A 17,316-nucleotide genomic window follows, 5' to 3' on the forward strand; every position below is an offset into this window, starting at 1 on the left:
TCGATCATAATCACTTTCCTTATGTATACTAACCTTTATTAAAAAGGCGTGGGACTTTCCCAGTCCATCCAAGCTTCCAGCACCGGATGTTTCAAGCGCAATTGCTGAGCATGTAAGTTAAGACGCGGCGCGATCGTCAGCGCCGATCCTTCAGCGTAAATAGGGTCACCGATAATCACATGACCCATATGCACCATGTGTACTCGTAGCTGATGACTGCGGCCAGTGATAGGTTTTAGGGCGACGCGAGTCACCATTTGCGGCGGCTGAGCTGCTCGCGTATTGACGCTAGGCGCATTGATAGGTTGAGCATCGACGGATTGAGTATCAAGGCATTCGTGCGCGAGCACTTCATAATGAGTCAAAGCCTGCTTTGGCCAGTCCGGATCAACGATATGACGCGGTTTGAGCGTCGGCTCGTAGCGCACTGGTGCAGATATCTTGCCTGTTGCTCCTATCTGTTGCCACTGCCCAAACACGCGAGCCTGATACAACTTTTGCGGCAGACGCTCGATAAACTGCTTACTGATATGCGTCTGCGCCGCAGCATTTTTGGCAAATATCAATAGCCCCGAAGTATCCATATCGAGGCGATGAATGAGCTTAACGTTTGGATTGACCTTTTCAAGCCTAGCAAGCAAGCTTACCTTTAAGGTCTTACCATCGACGCTTAATAGCCCTGCAGGCTTATCAACCACCCAAATATCGTCGTCCTCAAAAACGGTTATCGTTTTAGCGAAATCCTGAAAAAACGCTAGCGGGTAAGTTTGTTCTCGCTCGTTAAGAGCGGCAGTTTCTTCTTCAGTAAAGAGCATAAAAGAGCTTATTTATACAGTAGTGGTAGAGAGTAATAACTACAAAACAGTAGATAATAATGCTGCTGTAGTTAAATTCTTTGATGAATTCTGCGCTGTTGTTTTATGTTTCGATTGATTGTACTAATATTAATTGTTAAGCATTTTAACGAGGCAAACGCTATTAAGGTTTAGCAGATATGTTACTATATCATTATTCATTCATGGGTATTCACGTTAGTAATAACCTTTAATTAATAATAGTACTACTAGCTTCCATATAGCCTTGATAAGTTTAATCACAAGGTTATATTTTACCTAAGAATAAAAGTTTAAACTTAATAAAAAAGAGAGACATATTATGTCAGATTTAATCGTCAACACTACCGATACCGACTTTGATAAAGATGTACTACAAGCTGACACGCTAGTGTTAGTAGATTTTTGGGCAACTTGGTGTGGTCCTTGTAAATCTATCGCGCCTATCTTAGAAGATTTGGCAACCGATTATGAAGGTAAAGTCAAAATCGTCAAAGTTGATGTCGATAATAACCCACAAGCCGCTAGCCGTTTCGGTATTCGTAACATTCCAACGCTATTTGTCTTCAAAGATGGCGAAAAAGTAGATTCCGTTATGGGTCTACAGCCAAAAGCAGAATTGGCTAAAGTACTTGATAAGCATTTATAATTTAAACGAAAATAGCACTACGGTAATCAGTTGATAACCGGTTATCTATTTCAAAAAGCCATTATCTGTAGCAGATAGTGGCTTTTTGCTGACTTTTTGCACAAATAAATCAATTAACGACTTTTTTTAGCAAAAATAATTGACAACGCCCTACCTATAACCGTATAGTCTGCTGACAAGAGTAATACAACCGTTTTTCATAAGCGTCTTGTCGCAAGTCTCCTCGTGTTTGTAACTACAAAACACAACTATCATTATTAAGCACTATTACCAAATACAATTACTGATACTGAGCTCTTATCGAAGACTCTTATGTCACCTTCTTTATATTTATTCTGAGCGTTCCTGTTGTAACATCCTACAATTGGCGCTGAGCTGATATAAAAATTCAAGGCAACATAAACCCAACGCTTTGCACACCCTCTCCCTAATATTGTTTGAATCAATGTCGTGGGTTGTGCTGCTTATGACCTCTCTCGCCTGATAACCTGCTAATGACTTTCCTATGAATTTAACTGAATTAAAGAAAAAATCAATCTCTGAGCTCTTGGCTATCGCTAAAGAAATGGGGCTTGATAATATGGCGCGTAGCCGTAAGCAAGACATCATTTTTGCCATCTTAAAGACTCATGCTCGCAATGGCGAAGCTATCTATGGCGACGGAGTGTTAGAAGTCCTCCCGGATGGTTTTGGCTTTTTGCGCTCCTCCGAAGGCTCTTATTTGGCCGGTCCTGATGATATTTATGTCAGCCCTAGCCAAATCCGCCGCTTTAGTCTCAAGACAGGCGATAGCATAGCGGGAACTATTCGCCCGCCAAAGGACTCTGAGCGCTATTTTGCCTTGCTAAAAGTCGGGGAGATTAACTTTGATACCCCAGATCGCTCACGTCATAAGCTCATTTTTGAGAACTTAACACCGCTCTTTCCTACCGAACAGTTAAAATTAGAATTAGGTAACGGTACTACTGAAGATCTGACCGGTCGTATTATCGATCTGATCGCTCCTATTGGTAAAGGTCAGCGCTCCATTATCGTCGCACCGCCAAAAGCCGGTAAAACGATGCTGCTGCAGACCATTGCTCAATCGATCACGCGTAACAACCCTGAATGCTATTTGATTGTACTATTGATCGATGAGCGTCCTGAGGAAGTGACTGAGATGGAGCGTACCGTACGCGGTGAAGTGGTCGCCTCTACCTTTGATGAGCCGCCGCAGCGTCACGTACAAGTGGCGGACATGGTCATCGAAAAAGCCAAACGTCTCGTCGAGCACAAGCAAGATGTGGTTATTTTGCTAGACTCTATCACCCGCCTTGCTCGTGCTTATAACACGGTAATGCCATCATCTGGTAAAGTTTTGACCGGTGGTCTCGATGCCAATGCACTTGAGCGTCCAAAACGCTTTTTTGGCGCGGCGCGTAATGTAGAAGAAGGCGGCAGTTTAACCATTATCGCGAGTGCCCTTATCGATACGGGTAGTAAGATGGACAGCGTTATCTTTGAGGAATTCAAAGGTACCGGCAACCAAGAGATCACCCTTGAGCGTGATTTGGCCGAAAAGCGCGTCTTTCCAGCTATTAATATCAAAAAATCTGGCACGCGCCGCGAAGAACGTTTGCTCAATGAAGATAAATTACGCAAAGTTTGGATTTTACGTAAGTTACTGCAGCCGATGGATGGCGTACAAGCGACGGAGTTCTTACTCGATCGCCTTAAAGAGGCGAAAACCAATGATGAGTTCTTTGAACAAATGAATCGTAAATCTAAGGTCAACTAGAATTAACTTTTTATTTTAAAAAGACCACTTTATAGTGGTCTTTTCTAATTTAAGCTCCTATATTTACTCAAGTCGAATAGTACTAACTGATAACAAGTAGAAACATCCTAACTAAAACAGTTAGCTTACTATAGCGTGTCTGACAAGTGACTTTAGTCAAAGTCCTACTAAGGAAACAGTATAGACACATCGCTTACACCTCAGCTGTAAAGAATAGCGTATTCGATACGACTAAATCCTATAATGTAGTTATTATGAGCTGTAGCACAAGTGTATTTTTCTGTACTGATCTTTATTGATAATTGCTATTTTGATAGCTATCTACCTTATCATTCGTATACCATAACAATGATAAGTAGTGACAGTTCGAATAAGCGTTTTTATCGATAATAAATAGCTAGCAATGACTAGTTATCAGTGACAAAAAATAGTGATCAATTTTACAATTTAATAGGTGATGATATGAAATTTGCTAAAACTTTTGCCATGACTGCGATTACAAGTTCAGCATTAATTATGACGGGTTGTAACTCTACTGGTTATAACAGTGGCCTAAGCAACACTGCTAAAGGCACAGCTGCTGGCGCAGCGGCTGGTGCACTTATTAGAAGTGGCGGCGATAGTAAAGACATCGCTCGCGGCGCACTTGGTGGTGCTGCAATTGGTGGCGCAGGTGCTTATATTCTTGAAAACAGCAGAAGATAACTCAGCTTCTGTCATTTATAAATGACCAGACAGCTTGAACAAAAAAGCCTACCTTGTAAAGGGTAGGTTTTTTTATTGCTCATGATCAACAATCACTGGCAGCGCCTCTCCTTATAAAGCACTGCTAAATATTATCCGTTATAAAGCCCCGCTAAAAGTATCGCAAGCTTGCACATTACCGCTCTCAAGGCCACGCGTGAACCAATCCACTCGCTGCTGACTAGTACCATGGGTGAAGCTATCTGGCGTTGCAGCGCGGCCACTAGCTTGTGCTAGACGATCATCGCCTATTTGTCCGGCGGCGTTAATCGCCTCATTGATATCTCCTGGCTCTAGGAACTGTACTCGTTGTTGATTACGGTTAGCCCATACCCCTGCGAAACAATCAGCTTGTAGCTCTTGCAATACGGACAAATGATTCCCTTGTGCTTGTGTCACTTGCTGACGAGCTTGATTGACCTGCTGACTGATACCCAATAGCGTCTGCACATGATGGCCTACTTCGTGAGAAATAACATAAGCTTGAGCAAAGTCACCTGCCTTACCTTGGTTTTCTTGCTCACCAGAGCCTTGCTGATCGCCACTAATACCTAAGTTTTGACGCATCTCCTGGAAAAAAGTAGTATCAAGATAAATCGTCTGATCTCCTGGGCAATAAAAAGGCCCAGTCGCTGCGGTCGCGCTCCCACAAGCTGAGCTCACTTGACCATTGAATAACACTAATGACGGCTCTTGATAGGTTTTTCCGCCTTCATTAAAAATCTGTCCCCAAACCTCTTCAGTATCGGCTAACACTACTTGCACGAATTGGGTATCACGATCGTCACTAGTCGCTACTTCAGTTGCAGAACTGCCTCCGCCGCCAGTTACAACTTGCCCCGTTTGTAGCGCAGTCATAGGATTGACTCCAAATACTAGCCATAAAATACCAGCAATAATAATACCACCAATACCGCCGCCTATCATTTTACCACCGCCGCTGCTAGTACGTACGTTGGTACTGCCTCTTCTACCTCTCCATTTCATAACTGCTATCCTCTATAAAATATTTATTTATTCTAAAACTAACCAGCAACCTAAAGTTCAACCTATTTTGCGAACTACAAAACCTCAACAAAAACTCAAACCTTTAAACGGCAACCATTTTTCTTTAATAGTACAATCTTTATCGGCACAGACAATACAAAGTTAGATTAAACTTACGTTATTTATTGTATTTTGTATCGATAGCTGCATTCATTTATGAGTGTGATATTAAAACTTAGTGAAGCTTAAAAAACTATCTTGAAACTATCTGAAAGCGAGCTTTAGTACAGTTTTGCCTTTGATTAAAAGTATTGACGGAGTCATTTCCATTACTTTATACGAAAAAAAGGACCAGGCTAGGGTTTGTAAATATTGTTTACATTTTTATTGCTTATTAATCACATAAAGTCTTTTCATTCTCAAAAAAAGAGTATAGAATGCGTGGAAGCTGAGTAGCTGTAACCATTGATGGTTGAATATTAAGATACTTAAATATAAAGATACCTATGAGTATCTAGCGTTAAGTGTCCATCGTATTCAACCTTTTATTATAGCTATCATACTATTTCATTTTCTGGAGAAAACCTTATGAACGTTAAATTACTTGCATTAGCCGGTATCATGACTGCAACTTTTGGCTTGACTGCTTGCGATAGCAGCACTGAAAACGCTGCTGAAGATTTATCTGACGCACAAGAAGAAGTGCAAGATGCTCAAGAAGAGCTAAATGAAGCTGGTGCTGAAGGCGAAGTTGTTTCTGCTGACGCTGAAGCTGCTGTAACTGACGCTGAAGCTGACATTGCTGAAGCACAAGCTGCTACTGCTACTGACGAGATGGACGCTGAAGTTCCTGTCGACGGTACAACTACTAGTATGGACGTTGCTAGCGAAACTGATACTGCTGCTGTAGATGCTGCTGACGAAGTTGTTGTTGTTGAAGAATAAGATTTATGACTTAAATTAAAAGTTATAGATGTAAAAAAGAGAGCTTAGGCTCTCTTTTTTTGTGTCTATTATTTCAAAATTGACTCAAAAGCGATATAAATAGCAGCGCGTTGCCCGTCTTAAGATTGGCTAAGATCGCGCATCAGATTACTTGCCGCTTCTGCGCTCAATAAATAAGGGTTGAAATCTACTGTAGTAGAATATTTTAGATAGATCGCTGCATTGGCTTCTGTTGGCGAAGCATAGTTCATTGACCACTTAGCCCAATCTCGATGTCTTATCTCTCTAGTCTCAATGACTTGTAGATCATGATGACGAGTATCTGCTATCAGGCTATATAGCAATCGATTTATTTGCGCTCTTGGCCCCTCAATCGTTTGCAAAAAATAATCTTTATTGAATACCAACATACCGGTGATGCCATTAGCGGCATTATTTACATTGGCCTGCTGCAGTATTTCATTGAAATCTTTAGCAGATACATCTGGGTTTGCACGGCTAGCGTAGGTCATACTTACTAAAATGTGTGCATCTGAATGTGACTGTGCCATATTTTATCTCTTTTATTAATAACATTGATTACGACTAACCGAAAGAAAACCAAGATTTTTTCCGTGCAGGAGCAGTTACTTCTTTTCGTTGTTTTTCCTGCTCTTGCATCGTAGATAGCGAGTCGATCAGCATCATGATTTGGTTGGTGCTCATCAAGTAAGGGTTAAATTCAGTACCAGTAGAGAACCTAAGAGATTGAGAATTGTTTTCTTCGGTAGGCGTCAAATATTTCATTGACCACTGATTCCAGCGACGCTCATCCACTTCACAGCATTCAATAATTTGTACCGCGTAATGACGGTTATCCTCAACTAGTTTTCGTAAGAGTGCATTAATAGTAGGCCTAGAACCCTCAATGCTTTGCAAAAAGTAATTGTGATTAAAGACCAGAGCGCCGGTAATGCCATTTCGCGTGTTATTTTCTTGTGCTTGAGTAAGAATACGAGTCACCTCACCATTTTCATTGTCAGTGTTATAGCGGCTAATATAAGTCAGACGTAAGATGATGTGCTCACCATTACGCAGTTTCGCTTGATCAGCGGCTGATAGTTGAGCTGCTTCCATCGGTTACTCCAAGTGGTTATCATAAAAGGTGTGGAGCTTAAGCATCTAAGCGGTTATGGTCATTGAATTTAAGTATAGGGCTTTATCTTTTGCGCAAAGTCAGCCATCTTATTGGTTAATTGACGGTTTGATGAGCTTTGCATTTGTTGTATTAGTACTAGTAGCTCTGAGGGCGCATTACACTGCTCTAAGCTGAGCAGATAACCCCACGCCTCCTCAGGCAAGGCATTTTGTTCGATATGAGCGGCCAGCTCTGATTTGGTCGCCTCATAACTAGCATCTTTATTTAAAGATGACGAGGAAGTGCTCACAGCGCTCATTTCTGGATTATTAAAGGTCCTATCAAATTCAGCCGCGCTCGTCTCTTTTACCGGCTCAGGATTGGCTACGGGTACAGGCTGTGTCTGAGTATCTGCTGCCTGATCAATGTCTGTTCGTTGTTGCCCTATTATCTCAATACATCCAAACTCTAACAGTAACTCAAATAGTGGTGTTACTCCGCCAAATTCTACAAACATTTTACCGTTATCTAAGGTATCTAGGTAGCTTTGATAGCTTCTCTTACCATCAACCATAATCAGCAGTGTTCTAGCTTCTCGAGGCAAAATACCTAAAGCATGGGATTTGATTTCTTGTCGACCTAAGTCACTTTTTATAAAAATATCACTATATTTCATTATCTATACCCAACGCTAATATTGACTTAATCTCTACTATAACAAAGTACTGACTAAATAAAACTCAATGCTACTTATAAGTCAAAATACTTCTAAAACATTGCTGCTTTAATTTATATCAATTATATAGTGGTAGCTTTGAAAAGGAGGAGTCATAAAAAAATATATACGATAGACGGTTGATATAACGTAGTGAAAGGTTATACCAACTATCGTGCAATAGGCATTTTAAAAGACTATCCACAAAAAAACTTCTACAAATGATAGATAGTGATTAATGTCACTAATCGTTATTTATAGAAGTTTTGATGGATTTAACTTATATTGGCTTTTCAGGCGACGCAAAATTGATATAAACGATTGAGCTATAAGCCTAAACTAGGCTTCAAACAGATGTTCATCGACTTTTTGACGAAACTTTTGGCCCGTTTTGAAAGTGACTACTCTTCGTGCTGATACGGCCACAGGTTCACCAGTCTTGGGGTTACGGCCTGGGCGACTGCTTTTATCTTTGAGCTCAAAGTTACCAAAGCCTGAAAGTTTAACCTCTTTACCGTCAATCAAACTCTCAGATAACTCATCGAAAAAATTTTCAACCAGACAGCGCCCTTCTTGACGGCTTAGGTTGAGATGATCCATTAAATGTTCAATCATATCCGATTTTGTTAGGGTACTCACAGTGCGACTCCTGATTGGTGCGGTAGGCTCTCTCAAATACAATAATATAGCGACACAATTGATAGACACTGTGCCAAGGATATGGCTAAGAGAGCCTGCTTTAACTTGCGGTGGTATAAAGCAAGCTGCGCAAGAAAGAATTGATTTATAACCCCTATCATTATAAAGGATTTTTTTATAAATTGATGACTAGTTATCATAAAATTCTTTAATAATAACCAGTTAGCATCAGTTAGTATCGCTTAGCTATCGCGCAACTGCGCTCCATGCTGCTCGCTCAAAGCAGCAACCACTTTATCGGTGGTTGTTTTTACCGTGTCATCAGACAAGGTTTGGCTATGATCTTGCCATACCAGTGCAAACGCTAGTGAACGCTGACCTGCAGGTACGTTATCGCCCTGATAGACATCGAATAACCATAAATCAGTTAACAACGTTCCTGCCGCGCTACGTATCGTGGTTTGTAGGGTCTGCAAGCTAATATTATCATCGACCAAAATAGCGATATCACGGCGTATCTGTGGAAACTTGCTTGGGGTAGTGATCGTCTGCTGTTCACGAGCTAATTCTAATAAGGGCACTAGTGAGAGCTGGGCGACCCAAGTCGCTGGCAGATCAAGCTGCTTGGCGGTATTAGGATGCAGTTGACCGAGCCACCCTACGTAGCGATCATCGATATAGAGCTTAGCGCTTTGACCTGGATGTAAAAAGTCCAATTCACTACGCTCATAACGTACACGCGTGCCGTCAATTAAGGCAGGTAGCAGCTGCTCTACATCATGCTTAAGATCATAAAAATCTACCGCACGGTTTTGGTAGGCTTGCTCATCCCAAACATTCCCTACAGCAACGAGAGCTATGCTAGGCGTCTGTACTAATTCACTGATGCTATGACCAACAAAGCTTAGGCCAGTCTCAAAAAAGCGTACACGCGACTGTTGGCGGTTGAGGTTATACTGAACACAAGGCAGCAAACTAGATAATAGCGTACGGCGCATCACGGCTAAATCACTCGATATCGGATTGGCCAGCGCTAGTACCTCCCCTAGCGCTTCATCTTCGATCAGCGCTTCTATTTTTGCATCACTGAAACTAAAGCTAATCGCTTCCATATAGCCGATATCGACTAAGGCCAGCTTCATCTCATGGGTCAAATCTGCAGTATCGTCATAATTCATGCTGACTTGTAGATGAGGTAAGGTACTTGGAATATTATCGTAACCATATATCCGCGCAATCTCTTCTATCAAATCCTCGGCGATACTCATATCAAAACGATGCGATGGCGGCGTGGCCTTTAAAACCTCACCTTGCTGCTCTATCTCAAAGCCAAGTTGAGTCAAAATACGTATCATCACTTTAGGTTCGATATCGATACCTATTACCTCGCCTACCTTGGCAATCGGTAAAGAAATCGGCGCCCTAGCAGGCAGCTCTGTAGGATTCTCAGCATTCACTATAGATCCCGCTATGCCGCCTGTGACTGCGGTGATTAATTCGCGAGCACGTGCTAAAGCGAGCTGTGGTAATTCAAAATCAACGCCACGCTCAAAGCGCTGAGAGGCGTCGGTATGCAGACCAAACCGGCGGGCACGACCGGCGATAGCTAGCGGACTAAAAAACGCACTCTCTAGCAAAATATTGGTCGTTGTCTCAGTGACGCTACTACGCTTGCCACCCATAATACCAGCAAGCGCCAAGATACCTGTATCATCAGCGATGACGAGCTCATCACCGACTAAAGTTAGCGTCTGATCATTGAGTAAGGTAAGGCTTTCTTGCGGCTTCGCCAAACGCACTTGGATATCGCCTTTGATCGTATCGGCATCAAAAGCGTGCAAAGGCTGTCCTAGCTCCATCAACACATAATTAGTCACATCGACCAAAAAGTTATGGGTACGTAGACCTGATTGAGTGAGCGCGTCACTCAGCCATTTTGGGGTATCGATACTACGATCGATAGCGCCAATCGCTTGCAGCAAATAACGCGGACACTGCTCAGCGGCCGCAACCTTCACATTAGGGGTTTTAATATCTTTACTAGCAGTAAAAGCTAAATTTATCTCTGGCGTTTGTACTGCTAGCTCATTAATAACGGCTATTTCACGAGCGATACCGCGTACGCTGAAGCAGTCGCCGCGGTTCGGGGTAATAGAGATATCTAATATTTGATTGTCTAAGCCTAAATACTCACGGATATCAGTACCAATCGGGGCATCGTCAGGTAGCTCAAGCAGCCCATCGATATCATCAACCAAATCAATCTCAGAGGCACCGCAAAGCATACCGTTAGAAGCCACACCGCGCAGTTTACTTTTTTTAATTTTAAAACCTGTCTGGTCATCACTTGGCAACACAGCACCAACGGTAGCAACAGGCGCTTTCATCCCCGCGTAAACATTGGGTGCACCGCAGACGATCTGTAATGGTTCAGCGCCGCCAATATTTACCTGAGTGACGCGCAGCTTATCAGCATCTGGATGTTGTTCCACGCTGATAACTTCACCGACGACCACCCCACTAAAAGCGCGGGCAACTGCAAAACGATCGTCAATCTCAAGACCTGCCATCGTTAGCTGCTCAGCTAACTGTTCGCTAGTATTGGTAGGATTTACCCATTGACGTAGCCATTGTTCGCTAATTTTCATAAATATCTCGGATCTGAATTTTATAATAAAGATTCTATAGTAAGAAGAGGCGTATCAGTAGTCAGTGCCGTAAAAACAACTTAATAGCAGTCAAGCATCTAGCCAAATTGCTGCAAAAAGCGTACGTCGTTTTGGAAAAACAGACGCAAATCATCGATACCGTAATAGAGCATCGCAAAACGCTCAATACCCATCCCAAAAGCGAAGCCTGTATATTTATCGCTATCGATGCCGCAATTGGTTAACACTTGCGGATGTACCATACCGCAGCCCATGACTTCTAGCCATTTACCATTATCGTCTAAGATATCAACTTCGGCAGAAGGCTCAGTAAACGGGAAGAATGAAGGACGGAAACGGACGGTGAGCTCTTTGCCAAAAAACGCTTGCAAGAATTCGCTAATCAGACCTTTTAGCTCAGCAAAGGTGCTCGATTCAGTGACCATGAGCCCCTCTAACTGATGGAACATCGGCGAATGCGTTTGGTCCGAGTCGTTACGATAGACGCGGCCTGGGCAGATAATACGAATCGGCGGCGCGCTTTGTTCCATCGTACGAATTTGCACGGGGCTAGTATGCGTGCGCAATAAATAGTGCGCGTCAAAATAAAAGGTATCGTGCATAGCGCGGGCAGGATGATGCGAGGGGATATTTAGCGCTTCAAAGTTATAATAGTCGCTCTCAACTTCAGGGCCAGTCGCCACGTTGAAGCCTGCTTGCACAAAGAACTGCTGCATACGCTGAGTAATCATAGTCACTGGATGCAAGTGACCTTTTTGACCGCCGCGAGCAGGCAAAGTAATATCGATACTCTCCTTTGCAAGCTTAGCATTTAAGGCTGCAATCTCGAGTTGCTGTTGCTGCTCGCTCAAAGCTTGACTAATACGGCTGCGGACTTGATGCAACCAGCCGCCATAAGTCTTTTTGTCATCGGCATCAAGCTGCCCCATTTGTTTTGACCAACTGGTAAGCGAGCTTTTCTTACCGGTCAGCTGTACCCGTAACTCTTGCAGTTCAGGCACGGCAGTCGCTTGCGTAATAAGCGCTATAGCAGCATCGGCAAAACCATTTAACTGCGCTTCATCGAGCTCATTTAATTGCGAAGATAGAGTCGGTAGCGCCGACAAATCGGTAGCAACAGGGGTAGTCATAAGACGCATTATTCCTGGTATAAACAGAGTATAGATTGTAAGGGTTTGCGCAAATATTGCAAATTATTTACCGTCTTTTTATCTGGGCGATGAATAACTTAAATGCTGAATATAGCGATATAGGCTATTGTAAATTTTTGGCTTGTTTAAGGACGGTACAAAGATATAAAAAAAGCCACCGACTAGCGGTAGCTTCTTTTATATTGACCTAATCATATTTATTAACTTGCCCTTAAACGCTTAACGATAAAGCCTAAGGGTAGCTAATACTTAAGCCAATTCTGCTTTCGCTTTTTCAACTAGTACGCTAAAAGTAGCCGCATCATGCATAGCGATGTCAGCTAGAACGCGACGATCGATATCGATGTTGGCTTTTTTCATACCGTTGATAAAGCGGCTGTAGCTCAAACCGTTTAAGCGCGCGCCAGCATTGATACGTGCGATCCATAGACGACGGAAAGTACGTTTCTTGTTGCGGCGGTCACGATAAGCGTATTGACCCGCTTTCGTTACGGCTTGTACTGCTACACGATAAACACGTGAACGGGCACCGTAGTAGCCTTTTGCACGTTTTAGGATTTTTTTGTGACGGCGATTCGCCTGTACACCACGTTTTACACGGGCCATAATTTACTCCAAGATTCTTTAGATATAGTAAGCGATAAATTGCAAAGATCGATTAGATGTATGGGCACATACGACGAACTGCTGCTTCGTCAGATTTGTCCACCATCTTTAGACCACGCAACTGGCGAATACGCTTAGGAGATTTCTTGGTCAAAATATGGCTTTTGAAGGCTTGCTTGCGCTTGAAGCCATTCGCTGTTTTTTTGAAGCGTTTTGCGGCGCCGCTTCTAGTTTTCATCTTAACTTTCATGATGAGTTGCCTCTTTGTCTTTGATAGAACCTGGTCGTCAAACGATTGTTACCAGCGATTAATAAAAATTCGCTCATCAATCAACCATTTGCCTCGAGGTGGGAGGCGCTATTTTAACAGACTCACTACTGATTTGCCAACCAAACTTTCAATTTTCAGCTTTAAATAAATAAGCATTTTTATAGGAGTAAATCTTTCTTAATAGCGTCCTATTTCTCCTTTTAGCGTGCAAAGCTACAGGTTATCGCTAAATATATTGAAATTGGCCTACTGCTATGCTTAAATATCATTATATTCATATATTAGAATATATGTAAGCCTCTATATAATTGTTATATCAATAACGTGGCATTAATGATTCGGCGAGGGCATTCCCAAACTTCTACCTTTTAAGCATCTTTTTAGGAGATACTATCGATGATACCAACAGACCGAGAATTAGTCTTCGACGATACTGTATTCGTCTTTGAGACGGTCATGCGGGTGAGAAATAACGAGATTGGTGTCGGTAATTTTTTGACGCCAGAGTCTTTAGCCCATCTACTGTCTGAGACTCGAGAACGGTTCTTGTACGCTAAAGGCATCCAGCAGATTCATGCCGATTACCAAGGTCTCATCATCGTTGATATGCAATTGAACCTTTTTAGTATGGTGCGCACGCGTGAAGCGCTCTTATTTGAGGTGGGTGTGCAGCAGTTATCTACTAAAGGCTGCGATATCAATATTAAGGTTACACGTATGGATGATGGCTCTTTGGTGGCTAAATCACGCCAGCATTTTGTCAATTATGATTATCGCTCGGGTAAAGTGACAACGCTGAACAAGACAATCAAACAAGCTCTCGATCAGTGTAAACATACTAATGCCTAAGCCTTGCTTTGCTACTTTTTCTTCTTATTTTTCTTATTATCGTATCGCATTCAAGCGACCCGTATAGTATTATCTGTCTAGCTTAATGCTAATCCACCGCCCTCCCTTATTTTTATCAGATGCTAGAGACACTATGACTGTACCGGCTTGGCTCACTGCTATCACCTTCAACTCCGATGGACTCATTCCAGCAATCGCACAAGACCATCAATCAGGACGTATCTTGATGATGGCATGGATGAATAGCGAAGCGCTGCAACTGACTGCACAAACGCAAACGGCGGTCTATTTTTCGCGCTCTCGCAATCAGCTGTGGCATAAAGGCGAAACCTCAGGGCATACACAGCAAGTTCATGATATTCGCTTAGACTGTGACGCTGATGTTATCGTATTGAGCGTCACTCAAATGGGCGGTATCGCTTGCCATACTGGTCGTGAGTCTTGTTTTTATCAGCGCTTGGACTTGTCGGGCTCAGAGCCTACTTGGCAAGCAGTGGATCCGGTATTAAAAGATCCTGCCGATATTTATAGCGCTAATCCTCAAAGTCTTGATGCTACAGACGTAACGAGTAAAACGGACACTAACCTTTTTAATGCAAATCACCAAAGCCCGCGAGCTGAAGGATCTATTTTGCAGCAGCTCGATCAAGTGCTCATTGCCCGTAAGCAGGCAGCTAGCGATAGCTCTTATGTTGCAACCCTTTATGCAAAAGGTCTCAACAAGATATTAGAAAAGGTAGGCGAAGAAGCGACCGAGAGCATTATTGCTGCCAAAGATTTGGCCAGTAGTGACGCGCAACTAGATAAAGAAGCTTATGATGCCGCGCGTCACGAGTTTATTTACGAAGTGGCTGATGTCTGGTTCCATAGTTTAATTGGCCTGGCTTGGTTCGATATTGAGTCTAAAGCCGTACTCGATGAGTTGGGACGGCGTTTTGGCCTTTCAGGTATTGATGAAAAAAACGCTCGCTAAGTGTGGGCTATGATGTTCATAGGAAAGAGTGACATAGCTCTATAAGCGGTAAGCGAATCTCTTAACTCATTGTTTTTACCTAAAAAACTTTATGCAGGTTATAATAGCGCCTTGTTATACTTAAGATTATTATTGTGCTTCGCTATTTTACTTTGATGATTATCATTGTGAGTTTGCTAGCGTCTCAGTATACTCGTCAAGATAACAATCAATAAACTCAGCATATTAAGTGATAAGGATAACGTTATGGGTAGTTTTTCCATTACGCATTGGCTCATTCTTTTGGTCGTTGTGGTAGTCGTATTCGGTACCTCTAAGCTTAGAAATGCCGGTAAAGATCTGGGCGGCGCGGTCAAAGGCTTCAAAGAAGCGGTCAAGGATGAAGAAGCCGAACATGCTAAAAAACACCGCGTACTCGATCATGAAGCTGGTGTATCCCCCAACAGTGATGCTAATAAAACTCACGGCACCAAAGTTGATGATATTGAGATCAGTCCTGCTACACACGATGATCAACATAAAGTTTAGTTCGACAGAGTAGTTAGTATCAACCGCTGTAACGGTTATCTTTACTTGCTCTATAGATAGTGATGCTCAGTCCTTATGTTTGATATCGGATTCTCAGAATTACTCTTATTCGGCGTTATTGCCTTAATCGTGCTTGGCCCAGAAAAGCTGCCACAAGCCGCGCGCACTGCTGGGCAATGGTATGGCAAAATTCGCCGTACCGTCTCAACGCTACAGTCCGAAATAGAAGCTGAGCTTGATCTGGCAGAAACGCGCCAGCAAATGCAAAAAGAGATGGCCAAAATTCGTGAGACCGAAGCGCAAATGAAGCGCGAGATGGCTGAGATGCGCGGCAGTATGCAAGAGTTTGAGTCGGCACAGAATCAAAGCTTAAAAAGCACAGAAGCTAACGCTACCGATTCCAAAAACCCAGAAAGCCCTTCTGCTGATAAAGAACGCTCCCTTAATAATGAAAGCACTGCTGCTAAGACTGACTCCAAGCTAGTACATTCCGCAGGCTCTAATTATGATTACGGCTATCAAAAAAAGAACACTGCTACTAACACTGAAGCAGTAGACGTTTTATCCACTAGCGACCTCAATCAACCGACCCTGACGCGTCCATGGGAGAACATGTGGTTTCGTCTGGGTGCTTATGATCAAGCGCGTCGCCTCCCTGCTCCGCCCTATTTGCCAAACTATAAGGCCGACACTTTGCTCTACAGCCAAACCGATGAGGGTCATTCAGCGCCTCATACTGGAGAGGCGAATCTATGAAATTATTTAAACGACAAAAAAGCCGGCAAGAAAAACTAGCTCATGAAGAGCCAGTAGATAGTGCCTCTTCTGACAGTGTTGATGCCAGAAGTGCTCAAGACGAAAAAACCGATGATTTATTAGGCTCTCTAGCGGATATGCCCATCACTGAGCATTTGATCGAGCTACGCCGGCATCTGATCAAGATCTGTGTCGCGATACTGATCATATTTTTAGCGTTGGTTGGTTTCTCGCGTGAGCTTTATGACTTTTTATCTGATCCACTAGTGGCGCAGCTGCCTGCTAACTCAACGATGATCGCCACCGATATCACTTCTAACTTTATGGCGCCGATTCGCTTGACTATATTTGTAGCGGCCTTTTTTGCCATGCCTTATATCCTTTATCAAATTTGGTCTTTTGTCGCGCCAGGGCTGTACAAAAAAGAGAAAAAAGTCGCCATTCCGGTACTGTTGTCATCGATTATTCTTTTTTATGCTGGCGTGGCTTTTGCTTATTTTATCGTCCTCAAAGGCGTCCTTAAATTCTTTATCGTTTTTGCACCACAAAACGTGTTACCAATGACCGATATTGATAGTTATCTGAGTTTTGCCCTCAAGTTGTTTATGGTGTTTGGGCTGACGTTTGAGATTCCAGTGGTGACTTTGCTGTTGATATTGGTCGGTGTTGTCTCCATTCAAAGCTTAGAGGATAAACGCCGTTATATCATTGTCGGCTGTTTTGCTATAGCGGCGGTAGTGACGCCGCCGGATGGCGTGTCGATGTTGATGCTCGCGTTTCCGATGTGGTTGTTGTTTGAGCTAGGCTTATTTCTAGCGAAGATTCTGCTTAAAGAGAAAAAAGAAGATCTAATCACTGACCCTTCAGATCGTTAACAAAAGCCAAAGCGAAATAAATACTTTTATAAAATGATTAGGGCGTTATCCGACAATGACTGCTTGTAGCAAATGTTTGATCATAAAGAGGGAGCTAATCTGCTAAAATCAACATTCATTTGCCTGTTTTTATATTATTCTAATTAAGAAAGCGCTTCTTTTTACGTCTATTCTCTTCTAATGAGCCATTGTTTACGCAGTGGCTTTTTTTAGCCCCGTGCCTTTTATTTTA

At 42.7% G+C, this 17,316-nt stretch carries 19 protein-coding genes; 9 read left to right on the plus strand and 10 right to left on the minus strand.

Features of this window, described 5'->3' with window-relative positions; translation table 11 throughout:
- Window positions 1-38: 38 nt before the first annotated feature.
- The gene (locus tag ACS8FD_RS09230; RefSeq protein WP_439275554.1) at window positions 39-815 is read right to left on the minus strand and encodes an RluA family pseudouridine synthase; all 777 of its coding nucleotides are present in this window, start codon (window positions 813-815) and stop codon (window positions 39-41) included.
- 340 nt (window positions 816-1,155) lie between these two features.
- Here ACS8FD_RS09230 and trxA point away from each other — a divergent pair, with 340 nt between their 5' ends.
- From trxA to ACS8FD_RS09245, 3 genes are all read left to right on the plus strand, one after another.
- Window positions 1,156-1,482 (plus strand): thioredoxin, encoded by a 327-nt coding sequence (trxA, locus tag ACS8FD_RS09235; RefSeq protein WP_439275555.1) that lies wholly within the window; start codon window positions 1,156-1,158, stop codon window positions 1,480-1,482.
- A 505-nt stretch (window positions 1,483-1,987) separates the two neighbouring features.
- Window positions 1,988-3,259 carry a transcription termination factor Rho gene (gene rho, locus ACS8FD_RS09240; RefSeq protein ID WP_439275556.1) on the plus strand — a complete coding sequence of 424 codons (1,272 nt, stop codon included), beginning with the start codon at window positions 1,988-1,990 and terminating at the stop codon, window positions 3,257-3,259.
- 462 nt (window positions 3,260-3,721) lie between these two features.
- Complete coding sequence (locus ACS8FD_RS09245) at window positions 3,722-3,964, plus strand: hypothetical protein (RefSeq protein WP_439275557.1); 243 nt, start codon at window positions 3,722-3,724, stop codon at window positions 3,962-3,964.
- 138 nt (window positions 3,965-4,102) lie between these two features.
- Here the strand turns inward: ACS8FD_RS09245 and ypfJ are convergent, their stop codons facing one another.
- Window positions 4,103-4,990, minus strand: coding sequence for a KPN_02809 family neutral zinc metallopeptidase (gene ypfJ / locus ACS8FD_RS09250; protein WP_439275558.1), 888 nt, complete (start codon window positions 4,988-4,990; stop codon window positions 4,103-4,105).
- A 588-nt stretch (window positions 4,991-5,578) separates the two neighbouring features.
- Between ypfJ and ACS8FD_RS09255 the strand changes: the two genes are divergently transcribed.
- Complete coding sequence (locus ACS8FD_RS09255; RefSeq protein ID WP_439275559.1) at window positions 5,579-5,935, plus strand: hypothetical protein; 357 nt, start codon at window positions 5,579-5,581, stop codon at window positions 5,933-5,935.
- Window positions 5,936-6,054: 119 nt separating this feature from the next.
- On the opposite strand, the gene ACS8FD_RS09260 is transcribed toward ACS8FD_RS09255, so the two are convergent.
- From ACS8FD_RS09260 to rpmI, 8 genes are all read right to left on the minus strand, one after another.
- On the minus strand, window positions 6,055-6,486 hold the full coding sequence (locus ACS8FD_RS09260; RefSeq protein ID WP_439275560.1) for a BLUF domain-containing protein: 432 nt from the start codon (window positions 6,484-6,486) through the stop codon (window positions 6,055-6,057).
- 34 nt (window positions 6,487-6,520) lie between these two features.
- Window positions 6,521-7,051 carry a BLUF domain-containing protein gene (locus tag ACS8FD_RS09265; protein WP_439275561.1) on the minus strand — a complete coding sequence of 177 codons (531 nt, stop codon included), beginning with the start codon at window positions 7,049-7,051 and terminating at the stop codon, window positions 6,521-6,523.
- 68 nt (window positions 7,052-7,119) lie between these two features.
- The gene (locus tag ACS8FD_RS09270; RefSeq protein ID WP_439275562.1) at window positions 7,120-7,728 is read right to left on the minus strand and encodes a hypothetical protein; all 609 of its coding nucleotides are present in this window, start codon (window positions 7,726-7,728) and stop codon (window positions 7,120-7,122) included.
- 378 nt (window positions 7,729-8,106) lie between these two features.
- Complete coding sequence (locus ACS8FD_RS09275; protein ID WP_439275563.1) at window positions 8,107-8,406, minus strand: integration host factor subunit alpha; 300 nt, start codon at window positions 8,404-8,406, stop codon at window positions 8,107-8,109.
- Between the two features lie 242 nt (window positions 8,407-8,648).
- Window positions 8,649-11,054, minus strand: coding sequence for a phenylalanine--tRNA ligase subunit beta (gene pheT, locus ACS8FD_RS09280; protein ID WP_439275564.1), 2,406 nt, complete (start codon window positions 11,052-11,054; stop codon window positions 8,649-8,651).
- 98 nt (window positions 11,055-11,152) lie between these two features.
- On the minus strand, window positions 11,153-12,205 hold the full coding sequence (pheS, locus tag ACS8FD_RS09285; protein WP_439275565.1) for a phenylalanine--tRNA ligase subunit alpha: 1,053 nt from the start codon (window positions 12,203-12,205) through the stop codon (window positions 11,153-11,155).
- A 270-nt stretch (window positions 12,206-12,475) separates the two neighbouring features.
- A complete protein-coding gene (gene rplT, locus ACS8FD_RS09290; protein WP_439242380.1) occupies window positions 12,476-12,832 on the minus strand; it encodes a 50S ribosomal protein L20 in 357 nt (118 codons plus the stop codon).
- Window positions 12,833-12,884: 52 nt separating this feature from the next.
- On the minus strand, window positions 12,885-13,082 hold the full coding sequence (gene rpmI, locus ACS8FD_RS09295) for a 50S ribosomal protein L35 (RefSeq protein ID WP_439242378.1): 198 nt from the start codon (window positions 13,080-13,082) through the stop codon (window positions 12,885-12,887).
- Window positions 13,083-13,499: 417 nt separating this feature from the next.
- Here rpmI and ACS8FD_RS09300 point away from each other — a divergent pair, with 417 nt between their 5' ends.
- From ACS8FD_RS09300 to tatC, 5 genes are all read left to right on the plus strand, one after another.
- Entirely contained in the window at window positions 13,500-13,952 is a 453-nt protein-coding gene (locus tag ACS8FD_RS09300) for an acyl-CoA thioesterase (RefSeq protein ID WP_439275566.1), read from the plus strand.
- Window positions 13,953-14,085: 133 nt separating this feature from the next.
- Window positions 14,086-14,925 carry a bifunctional phosphoribosyl-AMP cyclohydrolase/phosphoribosyl-ATP diphosphatase HisIE gene (gene hisIE, locus ACS8FD_RS09305; RefSeq protein ID WP_439275567.1) on the plus strand — a complete coding sequence of 280 codons (840 nt, stop codon included), beginning with the start codon at window positions 14,086-14,088 and terminating at the stop codon, window positions 14,923-14,925.
- Window positions 14,926-15,171: 246 nt separating this feature from the next.
- Window positions 15,172-15,453: a Sec-independent protein translocase subunit TatA gene (gene tatA / locus ACS8FD_RS09310; RefSeq protein ID WP_439275568.1), complete on the plus strand. Its 282-nt coding sequence runs from the start codon at window positions 15,172-15,174 to the stop codon at window positions 15,451-15,453.
- A 75-nt stretch (window positions 15,454-15,528) separates the two neighbouring features.
- Window positions 15,529-16,209 (plus strand): Sec-independent protein translocase protein TatB, encoded by a 681-nt coding sequence (tatB, locus tag ACS8FD_RS09315; protein WP_439275569.1) that lies wholly within the window; start codon window positions 15,529-15,531, stop codon window positions 16,207-16,209.
- A 137-nt stretch (window positions 16,210-16,346) separates the two neighbouring features.
- Window positions 16,347-17,084, plus strand: a complete 738-nt coding sequence (gene tatC / locus ACS8FD_RS09320; protein ID WP_439275579.1) for a twin-arginine translocase subunit TatC — start codon at window positions 16,347-16,349, stop codon at window positions 17,082-17,084.
- Window positions 17,085-17,316: the final 232 nt, after the last annotated feature.

The sequence above is a fragment of the Psychrobacter sp. 1U2 genome, from assembly GCF_051847575.1.